20 protein-coding genes, 1 tRNA gene and 1 rRNA gene are annotated in these 19,664 nt (G+C 39.6%); 17 read left to right on the forward strand and 5 right to left on the reverse strand.

Going from position 1 to position 19,664, the window contains the following annotated elements:
* Nucleotides 1-149 precede the first annotated feature (149 nt).
* The 13 genes from rrf to KTHG_RS04965 all read left to right on the forward strand — a co-directional run bounded on the left by rrf (nt 150) and on the right by KTHG_RS04965 (nt 12,193).
* Nucleotides 150-265 (forward strand): 5S ribosomal RNA (rrf, locus tag KTHG_RS04905).
* A tRNA-Lys gene (locus tag KTHG_RS04910) sits at nt 266-338 on the forward strand.
* A 352-nt stretch (nt 339-690) separates the two neighbouring features.
* Nucleotides 691-1,938, forward strand: coding sequence for a dihydrolipoamide acetyltransferase family protein (locus KTHG_RS04915; protein WP_139991862.1), 1,248 nt, complete (start codon nt 691-693; stop codon nt 1,936-1,938).
* Between the two features lie 12 nt (nt 1,939-1,950).
* Entirely contained in the window at nt 1,951-2,979 is a 1,029-nt protein-coding gene (pdhA, locus tag KTHG_RS04920) for a pyruvate dehydrogenase (acetyl-transferring) E1 component subunit alpha (RefSeq protein WP_139991864.1), read from the forward strand.
* A complete protein-coding gene (locus tag KTHG_RS04925) occupies nt 2,979-3,956 on the forward strand; it encodes an alpha-ketoacid dehydrogenase subunit beta (RefSeq protein WP_126989467.1) in 978 nt (325 codons plus the stop codon). Before pdhA ends, KTHG_RS04925 begins: the two co-directional genes overlap by 1 nt.
* Nucleotides 3,957-4,528: 572 nt before the next feature.
* Nucleotides 4,529-5,284 (forward strand): adenosylmethionine decarboxylase, encoded by a 756-nt coding sequence (gene speD / locus KTHG_RS04930; protein ID WP_139991866.1) that lies wholly within the window; start codon nt 4,529-4,531, stop codon nt 5,282-5,284.
* A 6-nt stretch (nt 5,285-5,290) separates the two neighbouring features.
* Nucleotides 5,291-6,754: an aminotransferase class I/II-fold pyridoxal phosphate-dependent enzyme gene (locus KTHG_RS04935; protein WP_139991868.1), complete on the forward strand. Its 1,464-nt coding sequence runs from the start codon at nt 5,291-5,293 to the stop codon at nt 6,752-6,754.
* Nucleotides 6,755-7,609, forward strand: a complete 855-nt coding sequence (gene speE / locus KTHG_RS04940) for a polyamine aminopropyltransferase (protein WP_126989470.1) — start codon at nt 6,755-6,757, stop codon at nt 7,607-7,609.
* A complete protein-coding gene (gene speB / locus KTHG_RS04945; RefSeq protein ID WP_126989471.1) occupies nt 7,596-8,453 on the forward strand; it encodes an agmatinase in 858 nt (285 codons plus the stop codon). The genes speE and speB overlap by 14 nt, the downstream gene beginning before the upstream one ends.
* Nucleotides 8,454-8,471: 18 nt before the next feature.
* The gene (locus KTHG_RS04950; protein ID WP_126989472.1) at nt 8,472-9,671 is read left to right on the forward strand and encodes a saccharopine dehydrogenase family protein; all 1,200 of its coding nucleotides are present in this window, start codon (nt 8,472-8,474) and stop codon (nt 9,669-9,671) included.
* Nucleotide 9,672: 1 nt separating this feature from the next.
* Nucleotides 9,673-10,800 carry a carboxynorspermidine decarboxylase gene (gene nspC / locus KTHG_RS04955; protein ID WP_139991870.1) on the forward strand — a complete coding sequence of 376 codons (1,128 nt, stop codon included), beginning with the start codon at nt 9,673-9,675 and terminating at the stop codon, nt 10,798-10,800.
* Nucleotides 10,801-10,946: 146 nt separating this feature from the next.
* Nucleotides 10,947-11,642 carry a YjjG family noncanonical pyrimidine nucleotidase gene (locus KTHG_RS04960; protein ID WP_139991872.1) on the forward strand — a complete coding sequence of 232 codons (696 nt, stop codon included), beginning with the start codon at nt 10,947-10,949 and terminating at the stop codon, nt 11,640-11,642.
* Between the two features lie 119 nt (nt 11,643-11,761).
* Nucleotides 11,762-12,193, forward strand: coding sequence for a hypothetical protein (locus KTHG_RS04965; protein WP_126989475.1), 432 nt, complete (start codon nt 11,762-11,764; stop codon nt 12,191-12,193).
* Nucleotides 12,194-12,255: 62 nt separating this feature from the next.
* Here the strand turns inward: KTHG_RS04965 and KTHG_RS04970 are convergent, their stop codons facing one another.
* Nucleotides 12,256-13,416 (reverse strand): cation:proton antiporter, encoded by a 1,161-nt coding sequence (locus tag KTHG_RS04970; RefSeq protein WP_139991874.1) that lies wholly within the window; start codon nt 13,414-13,416, stop codon nt 12,256-12,258.
* Between the two features lie 580 nt (nt 13,417-13,996).
* Between KTHG_RS04970 and KTHG_RS04975 the strand changes: the two genes are divergently transcribed.
* Nucleotides 13,997-14,392, forward strand: a complete 396-nt coding sequence (locus KTHG_RS04975) for a hypothetical protein (protein ID WP_139991876.1) — start codon at nt 13,997-13,999, stop codon at nt 14,390-14,392.
* A gap of 113 nt (nt 14,393-14,505) precedes the next feature.
* On the opposite strand, the gene KTHG_RS04980 is transcribed toward KTHG_RS04975, so the two are convergent.
* Both KTHG_RS04980 and KTHG_RS04985 read right to left on the reverse strand, forming a co-directional pair.
* Complete coding sequence (locus KTHG_RS04980; RefSeq protein ID WP_126989478.1) at nt 14,506-14,829, reverse strand: AzlD domain-containing protein; 324 nt, start codon at nt 14,827-14,829, stop codon at nt 14,506-14,508.
* Nucleotides 14,826-15,548: an AzlC family ABC transporter permease gene (locus KTHG_RS04985; protein WP_139991878.1), complete on the reverse strand. Its 723-nt coding sequence runs from the start codon at nt 15,546-15,548 to the stop codon at nt 14,826-14,828. Before KTHG_RS04985 ends, KTHG_RS04980 begins: the two co-directional genes overlap by 4 nt.
* Before the next feature lie 158 nt (nt 15,549-15,706).
* Between KTHG_RS04985 and KTHG_RS04990 the strand changes: the two genes are divergently transcribed.
* Nucleotides 15,707-16,921, forward strand: a complete 1,215-nt coding sequence (locus KTHG_RS04990) for a PPC domain-containing protein (protein ID WP_139991880.1) — start codon at nt 15,707-15,709, stop codon at nt 16,919-16,921.
* A gap of 58 nt (nt 16,922-16,979) precedes the next feature.
* Nucleotides 16,980-17,255: a hypothetical protein gene (locus KTHG_RS04995; protein ID WP_126989481.1), complete on the forward strand. Its 276-nt coding sequence runs from the start codon at nt 16,980-16,982 to the stop codon at nt 17,253-17,255.
* A gap of 50 nt (nt 17,256-17,305) precedes the next feature.
* Here KTHG_RS04995 and KTHG_RS05000 read toward each other — a convergent pair whose 3' ends face one another.
* Entirely contained in the window at nt 17,306-17,524 is a 219-nt protein-coding gene (locus KTHG_RS05000) for a KTSC domain-containing protein (RefSeq protein ID WP_126989482.1), read from the reverse strand.
* Between the two features lie 167 nt (nt 17,525-17,691).
* Complete coding sequence (proC, locus tag KTHG_RS05005; protein WP_139991882.1) at nt 17,692-18,480, reverse strand: pyrroline-5-carboxylate reductase; 789 nt, start codon at nt 18,478-18,480, stop codon at nt 17,692-17,694.
* Between the two features lie 222 nt (nt 18,481-18,702).
* Here proC and cyoE point away from each other — a divergent pair, with 222 nt between their 5' ends.
* Nucleotides 18,703-19,653, forward strand: coding sequence for a heme o synthase (cyoE, locus tag KTHG_RS05010; RefSeq protein WP_139991884.1), 951 nt, complete (start codon nt 18,703-18,705; stop codon nt 19,651-19,653).
* Nucleotides 19,654-19,664 lie beyond the last annotated feature (11 nt).

A 19,664-nucleotide genomic window follows, 5' to 3' on the forward strand; every position in this document is an offset into this window, starting at 1 on the left:
CTTTCACGTACATTTTGTACGAAGGGTTCTACTATACGAGTCAGACGAGGAAGCAATGAGTGAGCACCGGAGCATACTTAAGTATGTGAGGATGCGAATGAAGTAGCTGACAATGTAAGACGACGTAGAGAAGAAGCCGTAACCAAAAGTCTAGTAATGATGGCAAAGAGGTCACACCTGTTCCCATGCCGAACACAGAAGTTAAGCTCTTTAGCGCCGATGGTAGTTGGGGGTTTCCCCCTGCGAGAGTAGGACGTTGCTAGGCGAGTCATTAGCTCAGTTGGTAGAGCATCTGACTTTTAATCAGAGGGTCGCTGGTTCGAATCCTGCATGACTCATATTAAAAAAACACGTCATATAGATAGAAAAATCTATCTATATGACGTGTTTTTTTCTGTCCTTTTTTACTAAAATCTAGATATTATATCTGATGCTAGTACCAGGTGACAAATATCACTATTAATAACTTATACAAGCGTTTATACTCAAAAATGTCATCATTGCTAAATTATTATATTTAGAAAGAAATATATAATATATTACTATTTCTAATAGCTGTGAAATAAGTAATTATCAGAAAATTACGAATATACTTATATATTGTAAAATAATTCATAATCGAATATGATAATAGTATGAACGATAAAATGACTTTAAACAGCTAAAAATAACATAAACGAGGTGATTTCTGTGGAAAAAGTGTTGTTTACAGATGTTGGTGAAGGGCTACATGAAGCTGAAATTTTGCAGTGGTTTGTTGACGTTGGCGATACCGTAGAACGTGATGAAGCACTTGTAGAATTACAAACAGATAAGGTGGCAATCGAGGTAACAGCTCCAAAAAAAGGAATCATTATGCAACGCATTGGGGATATTGGCCAACGCATTATTGTTGGTGATACACTCGTAGAAGTAGATACTGGGGAGGCTTCTAGCACGGTAGTTGAGGAATCACAACAAGTAGCAGCACCTGAACAAGCTATCGAATCTGTTGCGACAACCGAAAAGAAAGCTACTCTAGATGAGAAAGGGCCAAAACGTATTAAGGCAGCGCCGAGCGTACGTAAATTGGCACGTGAACTAGGGATAGATATTCAAACGGTACAGGCCTCTGCAGCACATGGGCGTATAACGAAAGAGGATATTCGAAATGCTACTTCAGGAAGTTCAGCAGAAGTATCACAAGCTGATCCAACAAAAGAAGCTGCAAAAGTATCGGTACATCGTGTAGCACCTATTATGGGTGAAAAACGTCGTGAAAAAATTTCTGGTGTACGTAAGCAAATGTATCAAAACATTGCGTATTCACTAGCGAATATCCCACATACGACAGCGATGTACGACATGCAAGTTGATGAACTGAATCGTGTGCGTAAAGACTTGAAAGCGTTTACAGAACAGCCATTAACCTACTTACCATTCTTTATTAAAATTATTACGTATGTGCTACAAGAAAATCCGATTTTTAATGCGAGTATTGATGAAGAAAAAGAAGAAATTATTTATCATGAAAATGTAAATATTGGGATTGCGATGGCAACAAAGCAAGGTCTTGTCGTACCAGTTATTCATAATGTAGAAACATTATCGCTAGAAGAAATTGCCGCACAGCTTCAAGATTTAACAGAGCGTGGGCGTAATAATAAATTATCACTACATGAATTAAAAGGTGCTACATTTACTATCTCAAGTACGGGTATGCGCGGAGGTGTTTATGCAACACCTGTTATGACAGCACCTCAAGTAGCAATTTTAGGGCTACATGCAATGGTGGAAAAACCAGTTATTTTACCAGACCGTACAATTGGTATCGGTACGGTAATGGGGTCAAGTCTATCATTTGATCATCGTATTATTGATGGGGAAGCAGTCGGCTACTTTATGGAAGCATTTAAGAACTATGTAGAAAATCCAAAACGCTTGTTATTAAAAGCATAGGAGGTGCCTTAGATGGAAATGACAAAATGGTTAGATGAGCAAGGGAACTTAATTGGCGATGTAGCGGTGCCATCAGATGATGTATTAAAGACGATGTACGCAGAAATGAAACGTGGCCGTATGATTGATACAAAAATGTTTAAAATGCAGCGTCAAGGGCGTATGGCACTTGTGGCGCCAGTGAGTGGTCAAGAAGCGATTCAGGTAGCGAGTGCGCTTGTATTAAATAAAGAGGACTGGATAGCGCCAAGTTACCGTGATTCGGTTGCGACGATGCTTCATGGTATGCCGCTTGAAAATATTATTCGTTATTTCAAAGGGTATAGTGACGGCGGTGGTGCTCCTGAAGGTGTCAATGTCTTGCCGGTACAAATCATTATTGCAGCACAAATGCTTCATGCGACAGGTGTGGCATTTGCATCGAAAATTAAAGGCGAGCAGGCACGTACGGTGACGTTTTTCGGCGATGGTGCAACGAGTCAGGGAGATTTCCACGAGGCGCTAAACTTTGCAGCCGTTTATAAGCTACCTGTGATTTTTGTATGTCAAAACAACCAATATGCCATCAGTACGCCAGTTAGTAAACAAATGAACACAGAAACAATTGTGGAGCGTGCAAAGGCATATAATATGGCCTATGAATATGTAGATGGCAATGATATATTAGCTTGCTATGATGTAATGAAACGTGCCTATGACAAAGCACAGGATGGGCCTGTATTTGTCGAGGCTGTGACGTATCGTTTAGGACCACATACAACGTCAGATGACCCGAAAAAATACCGTGAACAGACGGAAGAACAGCAGTGGCAACAAAAGGACCCACTTGTACGTATGCGAGCTTTTTTAGAAGCGAGAGGCCTATGGGACGAGGCATTTGAACGTGCTATAGAAGACCGTGCATCGGAGGAAATCGAGGAAGCTGTGGCGAAAATTGAAGAAACACCACCACCGACATTAGCGGATATGCTAGAGAAAGTTTACGAAACACCTCCAACGCTTATTCAAGAGCAAATCGATGGTTTAAGGGGGAATGAATAATGAGCGAAAAAACGATTGTACAGGCGATTAATGAGGCATTATTTCATGCGATGGAGCATGAGGATGTTGTGTTATTAGGCGAAGACGTAGCAACAAACGGCGGTGTATTCCGTGTGACGGATGGGCTGAAGGAAAAGTTTGGCCCGATGCGTGTTATTGATACACCACTTGCAGAGTCTGGCATTATCGGTACAGCGGTCGGTATGAGTGTTAACGGTTTACGTCCAATCGCAGAAATTCAATTTTTCGGCTTTATTTATGAAGCAATGGATCAAATGGTTAGCCAGGCTACGCGTATGCGTTACCGCTCAAATGGCCGCTTCCATTCACCGATTGTCGTACGTAGTCCGTATGGTGCAGGCGTTAATACACCGGAGCTTCATGCAGACAGTATTGAAGCGATTTTTAGTCATTCTCCAGGTATGAAAATTGTGATGCCATCGAGTCCATATGACGCAAAAGGCTTACTTCTTGCAGCAATTGAGGACCCCGATCCGGTACTGTTTTTAGAGCCGATGAGCATTTATCGTTCGGTACGTGAAGAGGTACCAGATGAAGCGTATACGGTACCGATTGGTGAGGCAAAAATCGTCCAAGAAGGAACGGATGCAACGATTGTGACATGGGGACCGCCTGTTGTGTGGCTACAGCAAGTTGTAGAAGACTATGCAAAACAAGGGGTATCGATCGAGCTAATTGACCTGCGTACAGTGGCGCCGCTAGATATTCATACAATTGTAGCCTCAGTTGAAAAAACCGAACGATTATGTATTGTACATGAAGCAGTTAAAACAAATGGTATCGGTGCAGAAATTGCTGCGCTTGTTTCAGAACGCGCTATTTTCTCGCTTGTTGGGCCGATTAAACGTGTGACAGGGTTTGATTCACCTTACCCGGCAGGCACCATTGAACGAGACTGGATGCCAAATCCAAGCCGCGTAAAAATCGCCATTGATGAATTACTAACATACGAATAAAAATTAAAAAGTCGCATAAAATGTTCGATAAATGCGACTTTTTTTCTGTTGTCTAATTTACAGTATTTATGCGTTTTCTTTAGTTATAAAATAAAAAAATTCTTGAAAATTTTCTAAAAATTTATTGACATTAAAACATTGTGTTGTTACGATAAATGCGTTGTTCAACAGGGAAGTCGTTTTCGAGTGAGTCTTTCCGAGCAATGATTATTTGACCACTCCTTTAAGGAGTTAAGGCCATACGGACAGCCGGGTCGACTGCCGCTTGGTGGAGCCATTCCACCTATTGATTGAGTTAAAAGCTCAAGTTTTATAAGTTGGTTACTTTACAACCAGTGTTTAAATGCACATCAACTTGTGAAATTGGTCAATATGAGTAGTAAAAGTAATTATTTGCTATATAGACTCTAAAAAGCCATGATAGGATTAACTTCGAAACCGATACGGGAATTTAGGCGATTTTTTCTGTTTTTCTGAACTTGTCTATTTTTTTACGAATTCGTATGTATATATCCAAGAGCAAGTGATGCCAAAGTGCATTGCTTGCTCTTTTTTTGTTGGAGGTGTGGAAAATGGAACGATTAAAGCTGTATGGATTTAATAATTTAACAAAGGCACTGAGCTTCAATATTTATGATGTGTGTTATGCGGAGACGTCTGCAGAGCAACAAGCCTATATAGACTATATTGATGAGCAATACAATGCAGACCGCCTAACGGATATTTTATTGCATGTGACGGAAATGATTGGTGCGCATGTGTTAAATGTCTCAAAGCAAGATTATGATCCGCAAGGCGCGAGCGTGACGTGTTTAATTGCTGAGCAACAACTAGCGCGCTATGGTAGTGATACACTCGTTGCTCATTTAGATAAAAGTCATGTGACGGTGCATACATATCCGGAATTTCACCCAGAAAACCATTTAGCGACGTTCCGTGTAGACATTGATGTCGCAACTTGTGGTGAGATTACACCGCTATCGACACTCGACTATTTAATTTCATCATTCGATTCAGATGTCATCACAATGGATTACCGCGTACGAGGATTCACGCGTGATATTCATGGCAATAAAGTGTATCTTGACCATCCAGTTCACTCGATTCAAGACTATATTGCGTCTCCTACACTTGCTAAATACGACGTTGACGATATGAATGTCCCACATGCCAATCTGTTTCACACGCGAATGCGTTTAAAAGATTTACCACTCGAAAATTATGTATTTGATATGGATTTAGCTGACGTGTCGTCGCTTAAAAAAGAGCAGATGCTTGCGGCGCTTCACGTCGAAATGGAAGAAATTTTTCACGGAACGGGAGTGTAACGATTCATGCAGCAACTTGCAACAACGCAGCAAAAGGCACCGCTTTATGAAGCACTGATGCACTTTAAAAAACAACGCATCGTACCGTTTGATGTACCAGGTCACAAGCGAGGTCGTGGTAATCCAAAACTTGCTGCTTTTCTAGGCGAAGATGCATTGGCCGTCGATGTTAACTCGATGAAACCACTCGATAATTTATGCCATCCTGTATCCGTCATTAAGGAAGCAGAAGAAATCGCTGCACAAGCTTTTGGTGCAAATGAAGCCTTTTTTATGGTCGGTGGAACGACATCGGCTGTACAGGCGATGGTCTTTAGCACGACGAAGCAGGGCGATGAAATTATTCTACCGCGCAATGTCCATCGTAGCGTACTCAATGCGCTCGTGTTAAATGGCGCGATTCCGGTATATGTCAATCCAGAGGCGAATGATGAACTCGGGATTGCACTCGGCATGTCGATTACCCAAGTACAGCGTGCCATTGAAGAGCATCCAAATGCGAAGGCCGTATTTGTGAATAACCCAACGTATTACGGGATTTGCTCAGATTTAAAAGGTATTGTTGATGTGGCACATAAAGCAGGTATGAAAGTACTTGCGGATGAGGCACATGGTACGCATTTTTATTTTGGTAAAGATATGCCGATTTCGGCGATGGCCGCTGGAGCTGATATGGCTGCAGTGAGCATGCATAAATCAGGCGGTAGCCTAACACAAAGCTCCTTTTTATTAATGGGGCCTGGCATGAACGCGGATTATGTACGTCAAGTAGTGAATTTAACGCAGACGACAAGTGCATCGTATTTATTAATGGCGAGTCTGGATTTATCACGTCGCAATTTAGCGTTAAATGGTCATGACATTTTCCAACAAGTCGTCGATTATACGAATTATGTGCGCGACGAATTGCATGCCATTGGTGGTTATTATGTGTTTGGTAACGATTTGATTAACGGCGATAGTGTCTATGATTTAGACCCAACTAAACTTTCTATTCATACTTTAAACGTAGGTTTAGCGGGAATTGAAGTGTACGATATTTTACGGGATGATTACGATATTCAAATTGAATTTGGAGATCTTGGAAATATTTTGGCATACATTTCCGTTGGCGACCGCGAGCGTGATATCGAGCGCTTAGTCGGAGCATTAGCCGATATTAAACGTCGCTTTGAACGTTCGAAAAAAGGCATGCTGACGCAGGAATATCTTGAGCCAGTCGTTGCCATTTCACCGCAACAAGCCTTTTATGCACAAAAAGAGCTGTTGCCACTTCATGAGGCAATTGGCCGTATATGTGGTGAATTTGTTATGTGCTATCCACCGGGTATTCCGATTTTAGGACCAGGGGAAGTCGTGACTGAGGCCGTTGTGACGTATATTGCCTATGCGAAGGAAAAGGGCTGTCAGTTAACCGGCACAGAGGATTTACAAGTAGAAAAATTAAATGTCGTCAAGGAGGGTGTTTAGATGGAGCTATGGTATAGCGAGCCACATACGAAAGATGTCAAATTTTCGATTAAAGTGAATAAACAACTCTATAGCGCACAAAGTGAATTTCAGCGCATTGACGTATTTGAATCAGCGGAGTTTGGCCGTTTTTTAACGCTTGATGGCTATATGATGCTGACGGAAAAAGATGAATTTATTTACCATGAAATGCTTGTACATGTACCAATGTCTGTGCATCCAAAAGCAGAAAATATTTTAGTTATTGGTGCAGGGGATGGCGGTATTTTACGCGAACTAGCACAGTATCCATCGGTTCAAACGATTGATCTTGTAGAAATTGATGAGCAAGTTATTGACGTGTGTAAAAAGTATTTACCACAAACAGCATGTGGCTTTGACGACCCACGTGTAACGGTGCATATTGCAGATGGCTTAAAATATGTACGCCATGCTGAAAATCAATATGATGTCATTATCGTCGATTCAACAGATCCCTTTGGACCAGGTGAAGGACTCTTTACGAAAGAATTTTACGGCAACTGCTATAACGCACTGAAATCAGATGGTATTATGGTTAATCAGCATGAAAGTCCATTTTACGAAGAGGATCGTTTAGCGATGCAGCGTGCACATAAGCGCATCGTGGAAAGCTTTCCGATTAGTCGCGTTTATCAGGCGCATATTCCGACGTACCCATCAGGTCATTGGCTTTTTGGTTTTGCGTCAAAACAGTATCACCCAATTGAGCACCAGCAGGCGGAGCGCTTTAAAAAATTGAATATTCCGACGAAATATTATAATCATCAGTTACATATCGGAGCGTTTTGCCTACCAAACTATGTAGAGGAGCTATTAGCAGATGTTGAAGACTAATATTCAAACATTTATCGGCTGTGAAGCGGATTACCGCGACGCAACGCATGTATTATACGGCGTGCCATTTGATGGGACGACGAGCTATCGTCCGGGAACACGTTTTGGTCCATCGGCCGTACGCGCAGAATCATTTGGTTTAGAAACGTATAGCCCGTACCAAGATAAGGATTTAACGGATTATGCAGTGTTTGATAGTGGCGATTTAGAGCTACCATTTGGTAACCCAGTGCGTGTGTTAGAGGCGATTGAAGCACGTGCAACAACGATTTTAGACGATGGGAAATTTCCATTTATGGTTGGCGGTGAGCATTTAGTGACCCTTGGAGCCGTACGTGCAGCGTTTAAAAAACATCCAGATTTACATATGATTCATTTCGATGCGCATACGGATTTACGGGATGATTATTTAGGCGAAAAATTATCACATGCGACCGTATTACGTCGCTGCCATGATTTACTAGGCGACCAAAAAATTTATCATTTTGGTATTCGCTCAGGCGACCGTCCAGAATTTAAATGGGCAGACGAGGGCCATACAACGCTTCAAAAATTTAATTTCGATGGTTTAGCACAAGCACTACAAGCCATTGGTAATAAGCCAGTCTATTTCACGATTGATTTAGATGTCCTCGACCCGTCAGAGTTTCCGGGAACGGGGACACCAGAAGCGGGTGGTGTAACATTTACAGCACTTATTGACGCATTGATTGCTGTTAGTAAACAGGCCAATGTTGTCGCTTGTGATGTCAATGAGCTCGCACCAATTTATGATCCATCCGGCCGTTCAACGGCACTTGCAGGAAAAGTTATTCGCGAGTTTTTAATCGCACTTCAAAAATAGAAAAGGGGTTATGTAAAAATGGGTAAAGCATTAATTATTGGCTGTGGCGGTGTCGCATCAGTCGCAATTCATAAATGTGTACAAAATAGCGAGGTATTTGAGGAGATTTGTATCGCAAGTCGTACAAAATCAAAATGTGATGCCTTAAAGGAAAAATTAGATGGCCAAGGAACGATTATTACAACGGCACAAGTAGACGCAGATAATGTAGAAGAATTAATCGCTTTAATTAATGAAGTGAAGCCAGATATCGTCATGAACCTAGCACTTCCATATCAAGATTTAACAATTATGGATGCATGTTTAGCGACGAAAACGCATTATATGGATACAGCCAATTATGAGCCTGAAGATACAGCGAAATTTGAATATAAATGGCAATGGGAATACCGCGAACGTTTTGAAGAAGCGGGCATTACGGCATTACTTGGTTCAGGTTTTGACCCAGGTGTGACCGGTGTATTCTCAGCACATGCATTAAAACATCATTTCGATGAAATTAATTACATCGATATTTTAGATTGTAATGCTGGCGACCACGGCTATCCATTCGCTACCAATTTTAACCCAGAGATTAATATTCGCGAAGTAACAGCAAATGGCTCGTATTGGGAAAATGGTGACTGGGTAGAAACAGCGCCAATGGAAATCAAACGTGTGTACAACTTCCCAGAAGTCGGCGAAAAGGATATGTATTTACTACATCATGAAGAGTTAGAATCGCTTGCATTAAATATTCCGGGTATTAAACGTATTCGCTTCTTTATGACATTCGGTGAATCGTATTTACGCCACTTACAATGTTTAGAAAACGTTGGTATGACAGCGATTGAGCCTATTATGTATGAAGGAAAAGAAATCATTCCGCTCCAATTTTTAAAAGCCGTACTACCAGATCCAGCATCTCTTGGTCCACGTACAAAAGGGAAAACAAATATCGGCTGTATTTTCCGCGGTAAAAAAGATGGTCAAGATAAAACATATTATGTTTATAATGTGTGTGACCACGAGGCATGTTACGCGGAGGTTGGCTCACAAGCAGTATCTTATACGACAGGTGTACCAGCCATGATTGGCGCAGCACTTGTGATGAATGGTACATGGCAAAAACCAGGTGTCTACAATATCGAGGAGTTTGACCCAGATCCATTCATGGAAGGCTTAAATAAATGGGGCCTACCATGGCAAGAAAGCTTAACGCCGGAGCTTGTTGATTAGCATGAAGATGACAGATATTGCGACGCCTGCCTATGTGGTAGACGAAACATTAATTGAGCGGAATCTGCGCATTTTAAAGGAAGTCATCGACGAAACAGGCTGTCATATTTTATTAGCGCAAAAGGCATTTAGCATGTATAGCTTGTATCCGTTAATCGGGGAATATTTACATGGGACAACGGCAAGCGGTTTATATGAAGCAAAGCTTGGCTATGAGGAAATGGGCAAGGAAAATCATATTTTTTCACCAGCCTATAAAGACAGTGATTTTGCGGAAATCGTATCGATTTGCGATCATATTGTTTTTAACTCATTTTCACAGTTAGCACGCTTTGGCGAGCAAGTAGTAGCTGCAGGGAAAAGCATTGGGCTGCGTATTAATCCAGAGCACTCCACACAAGTAGGACATGAAATTTATGACCCTTGTGCGAAAGGTTGTCGTTTTGGCATTACCGCACAGCATTTTGACCGTGAGGCACTTGCGAATGTTTCGGGGCTGCATTTTCATACATTATGCGAGCAAGATAGTGATGACCTGTGGACAACGATTTTAGCAGTAGAGGAACGCTTTGGTGATGTGCTGTATGACATGGAATGGCTGAATTTTGGCGGAGGTCATCATATTACAAAACCGGGCTATAATCTAGCGCTACTAAAAAAATGCATTACGTATATGAAGCAAAAGTATAATTTACGCATTTACTTAGAGCCAGGCGAGGCTATCGCATACGAAGCGGGCTATCTTGTAACGACCGTTCTAGATACGACATATAATGACGGAGATATCGCTATTTTGGATACGTCTGCCTCTTGTCATATGCCAGATGTGCTTGAAATGCCGTACCGTCCGCCACTTCAAAACAGTGGGGAAGCGGGTGAAAAAGCGCATACGTATCGTCTCGGTGGCCCGACCTGTCTTGCGGGGGATGTCATTGGCAATTATTCATTTGATGCACCGCTTACACCGGGTGACCGACTTGTTTTTGAAGATATGGCGATTTATTCAATGGTGAAAAATAATACGTTTAATGGGATGGCATTACCGGATTTAGTTATTCAAGATCGCGATGGAAATTGTCGTTTACAAAAACGCTTTGGCTATGAAGATTTTAAAGGGCGCCTTTCCTAAAACTTGTCTGAAACACTTCCAAAGAGATTTTCTCTTTGGAAGTGTTTTTCGTTGCACTGCGTACAACACAGTCATACAAAATTCCTACATTATTTTACATTGTATGATAGGATAAGATTTAGTTTAAATGATTTTGGAGGAACAGCATGAAGAAATATACACATTTACTATTTGATGTAGATAATACGATTTTAAATTTTGACGCAGCGGAGGAAGTCGCGCTCGCTAAAATTTTATCCAAGTATGGTCCGACACTTGACCAAGAAAGTCTCCATGCGACGTATCAAAAAATCAATCGCAGTATGTGGCACGCGTTTGAACGTGGGGAGATGACACGCGAATATTTACTTGATACACGCTTTTTTGAAACCTTTTATATTTATGATATTATGGTGGATGGTGTTGCACTGGCGGCCGAATATCAAGCCTTGTTAGCGGAAGGTCATGAGCAAGTAGAAGGCGCAAAACAAGTGCTTGAAGCATTACGTAATATACCAAAGTACGTTGTTACAAATGGTGTTGGCTCAACACAACATCGCCGCCTAAAAGATTCGGATTTCACGCAGTATTTCGAGGCGGTTTATGTTTCAGAGGAGCTTGGCTATCATAAGCCTCAGCGTGAATTTTTCGATATTGTCTTCGCTGAGTCCTCTGAAATTATCCCGGAAACGACATTAATGATTGGCGATTCGTTAACGAGTGATATTCAAGGTGGTATTGTCGCAGGGCTTGATACATGTTGGTTTAATTTCCATCATACAGCAAATAATACCGGCATTGAACCGACCTATACGATTGAGTCCATTGCTGAGGTATTGCATTTATTACCCGAGTTAGTCTAGGCAATAGCGTCTGCAGAAGTGCAGACGTTTTTTTTATAGAATAAAAGTTTTTAATAGAATAATGTTGATTTTATGAGAAAAAATAAGACATAATATAGGTGGAGGTGTTAAACGACACTATGGTGATGAAATGGCATTCTGTTGGGGAAGAAATGTTAAAATTGGGGAATTACGAGGATTATTTTTTTCAAAGTGTGACCTTAAAAGATGATGAACAAGCAATTGTCTATGCATCCATTCAAGGACGATTTCTAGTTGACTTTATTGATGCGTTTGTTGATTTATATGAGCAACCAGGTACGAAGGAAATTTATACGTATCGCAATAATACAGTTAAATTGACACGACAAGCGCAACAATTAATTGTAGAATCTGAAAAATGTGGACGATTTGTTTATCCATTTGACGATGGCTTTGAGCAAATTTTTATTGCGTTGAAACGTTATTTAACGAAAATAAAACGAGATAATGCACGCGTTGCTTTAAATGATGAATATCCGCAACTCGCAAGTCGTGTTTATTGGTATGAGCAACTGAATTGTCGTACATAGAAACGAATGAAATATAAAAAAAACAGGCAGCGCTTTTTAAAAGCAATGCCTGTTTTTTTGTATTATGCTGCTTGTTGTTTTGAAATGAGTACTTTCAACATCGGCGGTGTCACAAGTGTTGAGACGACGATGGCAATCACCATTGGCGTGTAATATTCTTGTGAGAATAAGCCGGCAGCTAAACCGATAGAAGAGGTAATCAAGGCCACCTCACCACGTGAAATCATCGCAGTCCCGATAATGAGCGAGGAGGATATATTAAATCCAGTAATACGTGCACCAAAGCCGGCACCAATTACTTTTGTCGCTACAGCCACAATTGATAACACAATGATTAATAAGAGATGCTCTGCTAGGCCATCTAATGACACAACTAAACCAATGCTTGCGAAGAAGATTGGAATAAAGATGACATTAACAGACGGTAATAATTTGCCTTCTAAATTTTCGCGTAATAGGTCATTATTTGCGAGTGCTAAGCCCGCGAAGAATGCGCCGATAATATTACTAATGCCCATAAATTCAGCGAACCATGAATACAGGAAGCATAAAATAACGCCATAGAAAATGGCCATATCCGGAATCGGCATTCGAATGATGATTTTTGTCAGATGCGGTAATAGCTTGTGCATCGCAATAATGACAACGAAGAAAATTACTTGTTTTAAGACAATAAGTGATAACGGATCACCACTACCAACAGTCATACTAATCATAATCGCTAAAATAATTAAGCCGATAATATCATCAGCAATCGCTGCGCCGAGGACAGTTGCGCCTTCGCGCGTACTCATATAATGAAGCTCGCGGAAGGTTTGCACTGATATACTAACCGATGTGGCAGTCAGTACAATACCTAAAAAAATCGCGTGCAATGAATCCATACCAAAGCTTACACCGACGATATATCCGCCAATAAACGGTAAAATAACGCCGAATACCGCGACTGTTAATGCCGACTTCATACTACTTGTTAAATCCTTTAAATTCGTTTCAACACCTGCGAAGAACATGAGGAAAATAACACCAATTTCACTTAATAAATGGAGCACATCATGTCCATTTGTATGTACAAGTCCAAATACAGCCGGTCCGATTAAAATACCGGCAATAATTTCGCCTAATACGCTCGGTTGACCAAAGCGTGAGGCGATAGTGCCACATAATTTTGCGGCAACAATAATTATCATGAGTTGAGCTAATAATTCGCTTAACTCTACCATATAAAAAACCTCCAATTAAAATTACTGGAAAATTCAGAAAAATAAATAATGTAAAATCGTGTCGAGTCAATTGATGACCTAGCATGAGCTGTTAGCAATAAAAAGCTCATGCAATTACTATTATATCATAATATAAAGAAGATGACGGACAATTTATGTTGGAATTATTCGTTAGGTAATAATGTATAAAAATTAATTTTTAAAATTAAAAATACATTTTATCCACTATGGGAAATCGGAACCTTTCAACACTTAAATGAGTGAATGTTCGTCAATAAATGAAATATATCGTATAAATATTTTTAATGTTCGACTATGATACCGTAGGGAAATGCCTATATCTTTGTTTTTTAAACAGTAATATGTATAAAAATAGAGAAAATGATTCGTAATAGATGAAAAAACATAAAAGACATAAAAACTTTAAATTGTTCGAATTATTTTATTTTTTTATATACATTGACGTCATTAAAATGAATTGATATTGTATATTTACAACAATATAATTTCCATGTTGGGATTGGAAATATACTGCTATAAAAAAACGAGTGATTCATTTTCACAAAAGGGGAGTTTGCTTATGACAGTAACAATTGAATTAACACAAGCATTACAAATTGAAGCATTACGTAGCAATGGTTTAACGAATGATGAAATTTTATACAAAGTAAAACGTAATCAACTAGAAGCATTCACAAGTAAAGTAGCAAACATGGAGTTTGAGACATTAGTAGAAGCGTACAACGCCAATGCAACAACGTTTGAGCAAGTATTACGTGTAGGATACGAAGCGAAAACGATGACAACAGAAGCTGCCATCGCATTATTAGGTTATTTATTCTCTGCAAAAGAAGGCGATCATTTTGTAGTGGTGAATGATCGTATCCAAATTACACGTCTTTCAGACAAGCAACGCGCACGATTTAATGCAATCTTACCAGCGAGCTGGAAAGAATCATTGTTACAAGCAAACTAGGGGATATGAATTATTTTCACAAAGAATGATTCATAAACGAGTAACGGACAATGTCTAGCACTCACTAAAAAAGAGCTATTGCGTATATACGCAGTAGCTCTTTTTTTATGTCGTCACGCAAAAAAATAGCGTAATAGGGCCATTGTCAGAACACCGACAATAACGGTTTTTGATAAACTTTTTGTCCAAATCGCAACGAATAATGTCGGAAGGAAGGCTGCAAAATTTAACCAATTAATCGATGTCATAAATACACCTTTTGTATAAAGGGAGTCAAATACGAGTGCGCTTAATATACATACCGGAATATACGTCAAAAAGCGCATCATAAATGCAGGAAGCGTTACAGCTTTTACGAGAATAAACGGGATGACGCGCGGTAGCCATGTAACGACTGCACATCCTAAAATAAGCCAAACCATCGTCCAGGTTGTCATTTTTCGGTTAACACCCCAATCAATGCAACAAGTACTGTACCAATGAGCACCGCTAAATGCCCAGGTAGAAAATTCATTAACACGAACATGGCAATACCCATATAAAGAATTAGTGATAGATAGTGCATTAATTTATTTTTGGGTGTACTTTCTAAATTAAGAATGAGCAGTGCTACAAACATAGCTGTTAATGCAAAATCTAAACCCCAATTTTCAGGGTTAGGAATCCATTTTCCGACAAAGGCTCCGAAGACAGAGGCAATAATCCATGATAAATAGGCGGTTATATTTAAGCCGTCCATCCAGCGCCCTGATAATGTATGTCCCTGCGCAAGCTTTGTCATCGCTACGCCATAAGTTTCATCAGTCAGTAAGGTACCGAAGCCTATATTTCGTGCCAACGATTCGTTTTTGAAGGACGGGGCAACAGAGAGTGCCATTAAAAAATGTCGCAAATTGACGATAAAGGTCGTCAAAATAATGGCAGACACTGGTGTACCTGCTACAAAAAGACCACAAAAAATAAATTGTGCTGCCCCTGCGTAAATAAGCAATGATAATAAAAAGACTTCAAAGATGGATAAATGTGATGCGATGCCGACAACACCAAATGCAAAGCCGATACTAATATAGCCTAGTAAGGTTGGAATGCAATCTTTGATGCCGTCTAGAAATGTTTTTTCCGTATGTATACTTTCTGCCAATGAAGACACCTCCATTTAAATAGTACCGAACATTCAGATTTAATGCTATCTATTATTCAATAGGCCTTTTATCGAAACATAAGTAATAATAATTATTTTACAAAAATAACCTGCGAAACGACCCGATTTATTGATATTATTAGTAAATAAAAGAGAATTCAGGGGGATTACGAATGAAAAAAATGACAAAAACAGCGATGGCTACTTTATTTACAGGAGCGATGGCATTAAGTGCTGTGGCAACACCTGCAAGTGCACTTGAAAAACGTGTGATCGATGAAACAACAGCAAAAACAACCACAACATCAATTAACGGGCAATTAGATACTGATTCAATTGATGTTGTTAAAGTAACTGTACCAACTAATGGTGAGTTAAAAGTACATATCGCAGATGCGAAGAACAAAGGTTTATCCGTTATGTTAACAACAAAATTAAATCCATTTTACTCATATGAGTTTACAACACTTGGGGATATTTTTGATTACTTACGTCCTGTTAAACTAACAGATGTAGAATCTGTATTAGAAGAATTACTTGATTCTTCATCAGCAATCAACTACGGTGTGAACGAAAAATTCTTAACAGAAGGTGACGATTCATACGAAAGCTTAACAGGCGAGTATTTACCATTAGAAGAGCCTTCACCAACATTTAAAACTGGTTTAAAAGCAGGTACATACTATTTAGTTGTAACAGGTGGGTCATTAAAAGAGTATAAAGATTCAACGTACCGTCTAACAACAAAATTTGAAGCGAAAAATAAAATTGAGTTAGAAAGCAATAATGATCGTAAATCAGCAACAGCATTACCATTAAATAAAACATTTACGGGCGTTGCCAATGATTTAGACCCAATGGATTACTTTAAAGTAGACGTTGCAGAATCAGGAAACCTTGTGTTAAAAGCGACATCATCAAATCCGAATGCAGATTTAGGCTACACATTATATGATGCCAACCGTAAAGGCGTTAAAAATTTTGAATATGTTGCGAATCGCCAAGCAACTAAATTAACAAGCTCAACCTATGTTAATAAAGGAACATACTATGTACGCGTAGCAGGTTCTGACGAAGAAGTATTTGGTCATTCAAATTATTCATTGAAAGCAAATGTTGTTACTAAATCTGTAAAACGTTCAAATGTTGTCGTGAAAAATGCTGCAAAATCAACAATTACTTTAAAAGCCTTACCAGTTGGTGCAACAGTAAATGTCTATAGTGATGCGAAGAAAAAGAAAAAAGTAACAAGCTTCAAAGCGACAAGTGCCACAATGACAAAAGCCATTAAATTAAATAAAAAAGGTGGCAACCTATACGTAGCACTTAAAAAATCAACACTTGCAGAAGGTGCTGCCACAAAAGTACCATACAACAAAGCAAAATAGTTTAGTACACATGCTATCGGGTATAGAAAATTAAGACAAAACTAGAGGAGTTGGTAATGTGAGTTTGCTTGATTTGCTCGGACAGGTGCAGGCAATTACCGGAGGGAAATATGGCTTATCTGATTTATTATCAGAGGATTTTATTCGTGAAAAAACCGATTTTGCTTCGATTGAACAGCTGTTGAAAGAATTGCCAATTGATATTAACAATGTTGCCGATGTCCAACGCTTATCGGAAAGCGACTTAAATGTTTTTGTAAAAGAACATTCATCCTATGACACATGGAAAGGTCTTTTGGCAGAAGCAATGCATTTTCTAGATAACCGACAGTAATAAAAAAAGAGGAGTTGCGTCTTTCGCAATTCCTCTTTTTTTCATAAATGCTAACTCAATTTAACATAGCGATAGCGGTTTTTAATTGAACGCGTGAAATACGTGCCGTGCGAATCGGCAGCCATGAAATCATTATAGACAAGTTCAGGCACACCATAGTATTCGAAAACGCCATCTTTATGGAATTCAACACGTAAAATCATCGGGCTTGCTTCATATCCAATAGCGTTAATTTTAGACGACTCTACAGGAATCATATGTGTTTGCATTTAAAAAACTCCTCTCTTTTTTGAAAGCGTTTACATTTTTGTAAGTAAACTATATCGAAAAAGGAAATGAAAGTCAATACAAACTGTTTTTAAGCATCAATTTCCTGTTTTTTGGCATAAAAAAACAGAAATCAATGAAGTGATTCCTGTTTGTAAAAAGCGATTGATTATTCGAATGTACGGTCCTTTTCGATAACCGCATGAACGGCCTCGTGCACAGCATGCTCAAATGAATGCGCTTTTAATGTCATAACACCTTCAATCGTTGTACCACCAGGTGAGCACACTTGATCGACTAGCTCAATCGGATGCGTTTGACTCTCTAACACCATTTTGGCACTACCTAATACAGCGTCTGCGGCAATTTGAAGAGCAATCGGTTTTGCCATGCCTTCTTTTACTGCGGCGCGTGCAATAGCATCCATATAAAGGTAATGGAAGGCAGGTGCTGCACCAGCGATAGCAGAAAAAATCGCAAACTGCTCTTCTGGTAAGGCAATCATCGAACCCGTTGCTTCTAATAATGTAACGGCTTGCAGTTGTTGTGCAGTTGTTACGGCATCTGACACGGCATAGCTTGTTGTCGAGTGGCCAACAGCTGCATTAACATTTGGCATGATACGCATGAAGGCATCGTGTCCAAATAATGCTTGCAATGCGTTAAGATCTTTCCCAGCTGCCATTGAGACAACTAATTGTTCGTTTCTTAAATGCGGGCGAAGCTGTGCGGCAATCTCATGTAATTGCTGTGGTTTGACACCAAGGAATACAATGTCTGCCTGTGCGGCTTGCTCGATTGTTGTGGCAGCAGTAATGCCTGTTTCAGCGGCAAGTGCCTCTGTTTTTGTCGTTGTGCGGTTATAGCCAATAATAAAGCTTGCATCATCGTGAGCAGCAGCAATGCCACGAACAATGGCCGAAGCCATATTACCAAGGCCGATAAAACTAATCTTCATGAATAGAAAACTCCTTTCGAATGCCTTCAGTATAACGAAAGCACTGTCAGAAATATAGATAGTTGCCTACGATAGTAATTAATGAATCGTGTCTTTTATGTGAAATCGTCAAATACAATAGGTAATTGAATTATTTTTTGTTATGATAGACATATTGCAAGAAGGAAGCACGAATAGGATTAGTCGCATTTTAACGCACTAATTTGAAAAGGAATGAAGTACATGCGAAGTCAGCAAAAAACAAAAAATATGGCAAGTCAACATGCCGCACTCGATGTAGAAAATCCGACGATGATGAAAGTTTTAGCACAAACAATTAAAACGGGCATTATTAAATCGAATTTAATTACGATGATTGCGGGTCTTATGCTTGCGATGTACACATACCATGTCAATCCATTTGATGAAAAGCTCGCCATTTTACTCGCGATTGCAGGAACGGCAGCTGTTATTGGTGGAGCGGGCGCGTTTAATAACTGGTATGACCGTGATATTGATGCAAAAATGCGTCGTACGCAAAAACGTCCAACCGTAACAGGTGAAGTTTCACCTGTTATGACGTTAGTGATTAGCTTTACATTATTACTTGCCGGTTTGGGCATGCTTTATATTGCATCTCCAATGGCGGCACTACTTGGCTTTTTAGGCTGGTTTTTCTACGTTGTACCGTATACAATGTGGACAAAGCGTCATACGGTTTATAACACCGAAGTCGGGAGTTTATCAGGCGCGATGCCTCCGTTAATTGGTTGGGGTGTTGTCAGCAATGATATTTTCCATCCGGCGATTATTAGTTTATTTATTATCGAATTAATTTGGCAAATGCCACACTTTTATGCGATTGCTATTCGAAAAATGGAAGATTACCGTGCCGCTAGTGTACCGATGCTACCGGTAGCAAAAGGGATGAAGCGCACATATGTGACCACAAATGTGTATTTAGTTATCTTGATCCTTTGCTGTATTCCACTTGGTTCATTAAGTACAGGACTTATGCTCGTAGCGATTATTTTAAGCGCTGTATGGCTTGTATTAAATATTTATGGTTATCATAAAAAAGATCCGAAAAAATGGGCGAATTTATTATTTGTCTATTCATTGCTGCATATGGTGATTTTATTCTCAACAGTCATTCTTTACGCATTGATTGGCTTATATTTAGATTTTAATTAATATATATAAAA

The sequence above is a fragment of the Kurthia sp. Dielmo genome (assembly GCF_000307285.2).
Lineage (GTDB): Bacteria > Bacillota > Bacilli > Bacillales_A > Planococcaceae > Kurthia > Kurthia populi.

What these genes read in the sequence shown, in the direction of transcription:
- pdhA (WP_139991864.1), top strand. Translation starts at nt 1,951, where the DNA reads ATGGAAATGACAAAATGGTTAGATGAGCAAGGGAACTTAATTGGCGAT.
- KTHG_RS04925 (WP_126989467.1), top strand. Translation starts at nt 2,979, where the DNA reads ATGAGCGAAAAAACGATTGTACAGGCGATTAATGAGGCATTATTTCAT.
- speD (WP_139991866.1), top strand. Translation starts at nt 4,529, where the DNA reads ATGGAACGATTAAAGCTGTATGGATTTAATAATTTAACAAAGGCACTG.
- KTHG_RS04935 (WP_139991868.1), top strand. Translation starts at nt 5,291, where the DNA reads ATGCAGCAACTTGCAACAACGCAGCAAAAGGCACCGCTTTATGAAGCA.
- speE (WP_126989470.1), top strand. Translation starts at nt 6,755, where the DNA reads ATGGAGCTATGGTATAGCGAGCCACATACGAAAGATGTCAAATTTTCG.
- speB (WP_126989471.1), top strand. Translation starts at nt 7,596, where the DNA reads ATGTTGAAGACTAATATTCAAACATTTATCGGCTGTGAAGCGGATTAC.
- KTHG_RS04950 (WP_126989472.1), top strand. Translation starts at nt 8,472, where the DNA reads ATGGGTAAAGCATTAATTATTGGCTGTGGCGGTGTCGCATCAGTCGCA.
- nspC (WP_139991870.1), top strand. Translation starts at nt 9,673, where the DNA reads ATGAAGATGACAGATATTGCGACGCCTGCCTATGTGGTAGACGAAACA.
- KTHG_RS04960 (WP_139991872.1), top strand. Translation starts at nt 10,947, where the DNA reads ATGAAGAAATATACACATTTACTATTTGATGTAGATAATACGATTTTA.
- KTHG_RS04965 (WP_126989475.1), top strand. Translation starts at nt 11,762, where the DNA reads ATGGTGATGAAATGGCATTCTGTTGGGGAAGAAATGTTAAAATTGGGG.
- KTHG_RS04970 (WP_139991874.1), bottom strand. Translation starts at nt 13,416, where the DNA reads ATGGTAGAGTTAAGCGAATTATTAGCTCAACTCATGATAATTATTGTT.
- KTHG_RS04975 (WP_139991876.1), top strand. Translation starts at nt 13,997, where the DNA reads ATGACAGTAACAATTGAATTAACACAAGCATTACAAATTGAAGCATTA.
- KTHG_RS04980 (WP_126989478.1), bottom strand. Translation starts at nt 14,829, where the DNA reads ATGACAACCTGGACGATGGTTTGGCTTATTTTAGGATGTGCAGTCGTT.
- KTHG_RS04985 (WP_139991878.1), bottom strand. Translation starts at nt 15,548, where the DNA reads ATGGAGGTGTCTTCATTGGCAGAAAGTATACATACGGAAAAAACATTT.
- KTHG_RS04990 (WP_139991880.1), top strand. Translation starts at nt 15,707, where the DNA reads ATGAAAAAAATGACAAAAACAGCGATGGCTACTTTATTTACAGGAGCG.
- KTHG_RS05000 (WP_126989482.1), bottom strand. Translation starts at nt 17,524, where the DNA reads ATGCAAACACATATGATTCCTGTAGAGTCGTCTAAAATTAACGCTATT.
- proC (WP_139991882.1), bottom strand. Translation starts at nt 18,480, where the DNA reads ATGAAGATTAGTTTTATCGGCCTTGGTAATATGGCTTCGGCCATTGTT.
- cyoE (WP_139991884.1), top strand. Translation starts at nt 18,703, where the DNA reads ATGCGAAGTCAGCAAAAAACAAAAAATATGGCAAGTCAACATGCCGCA.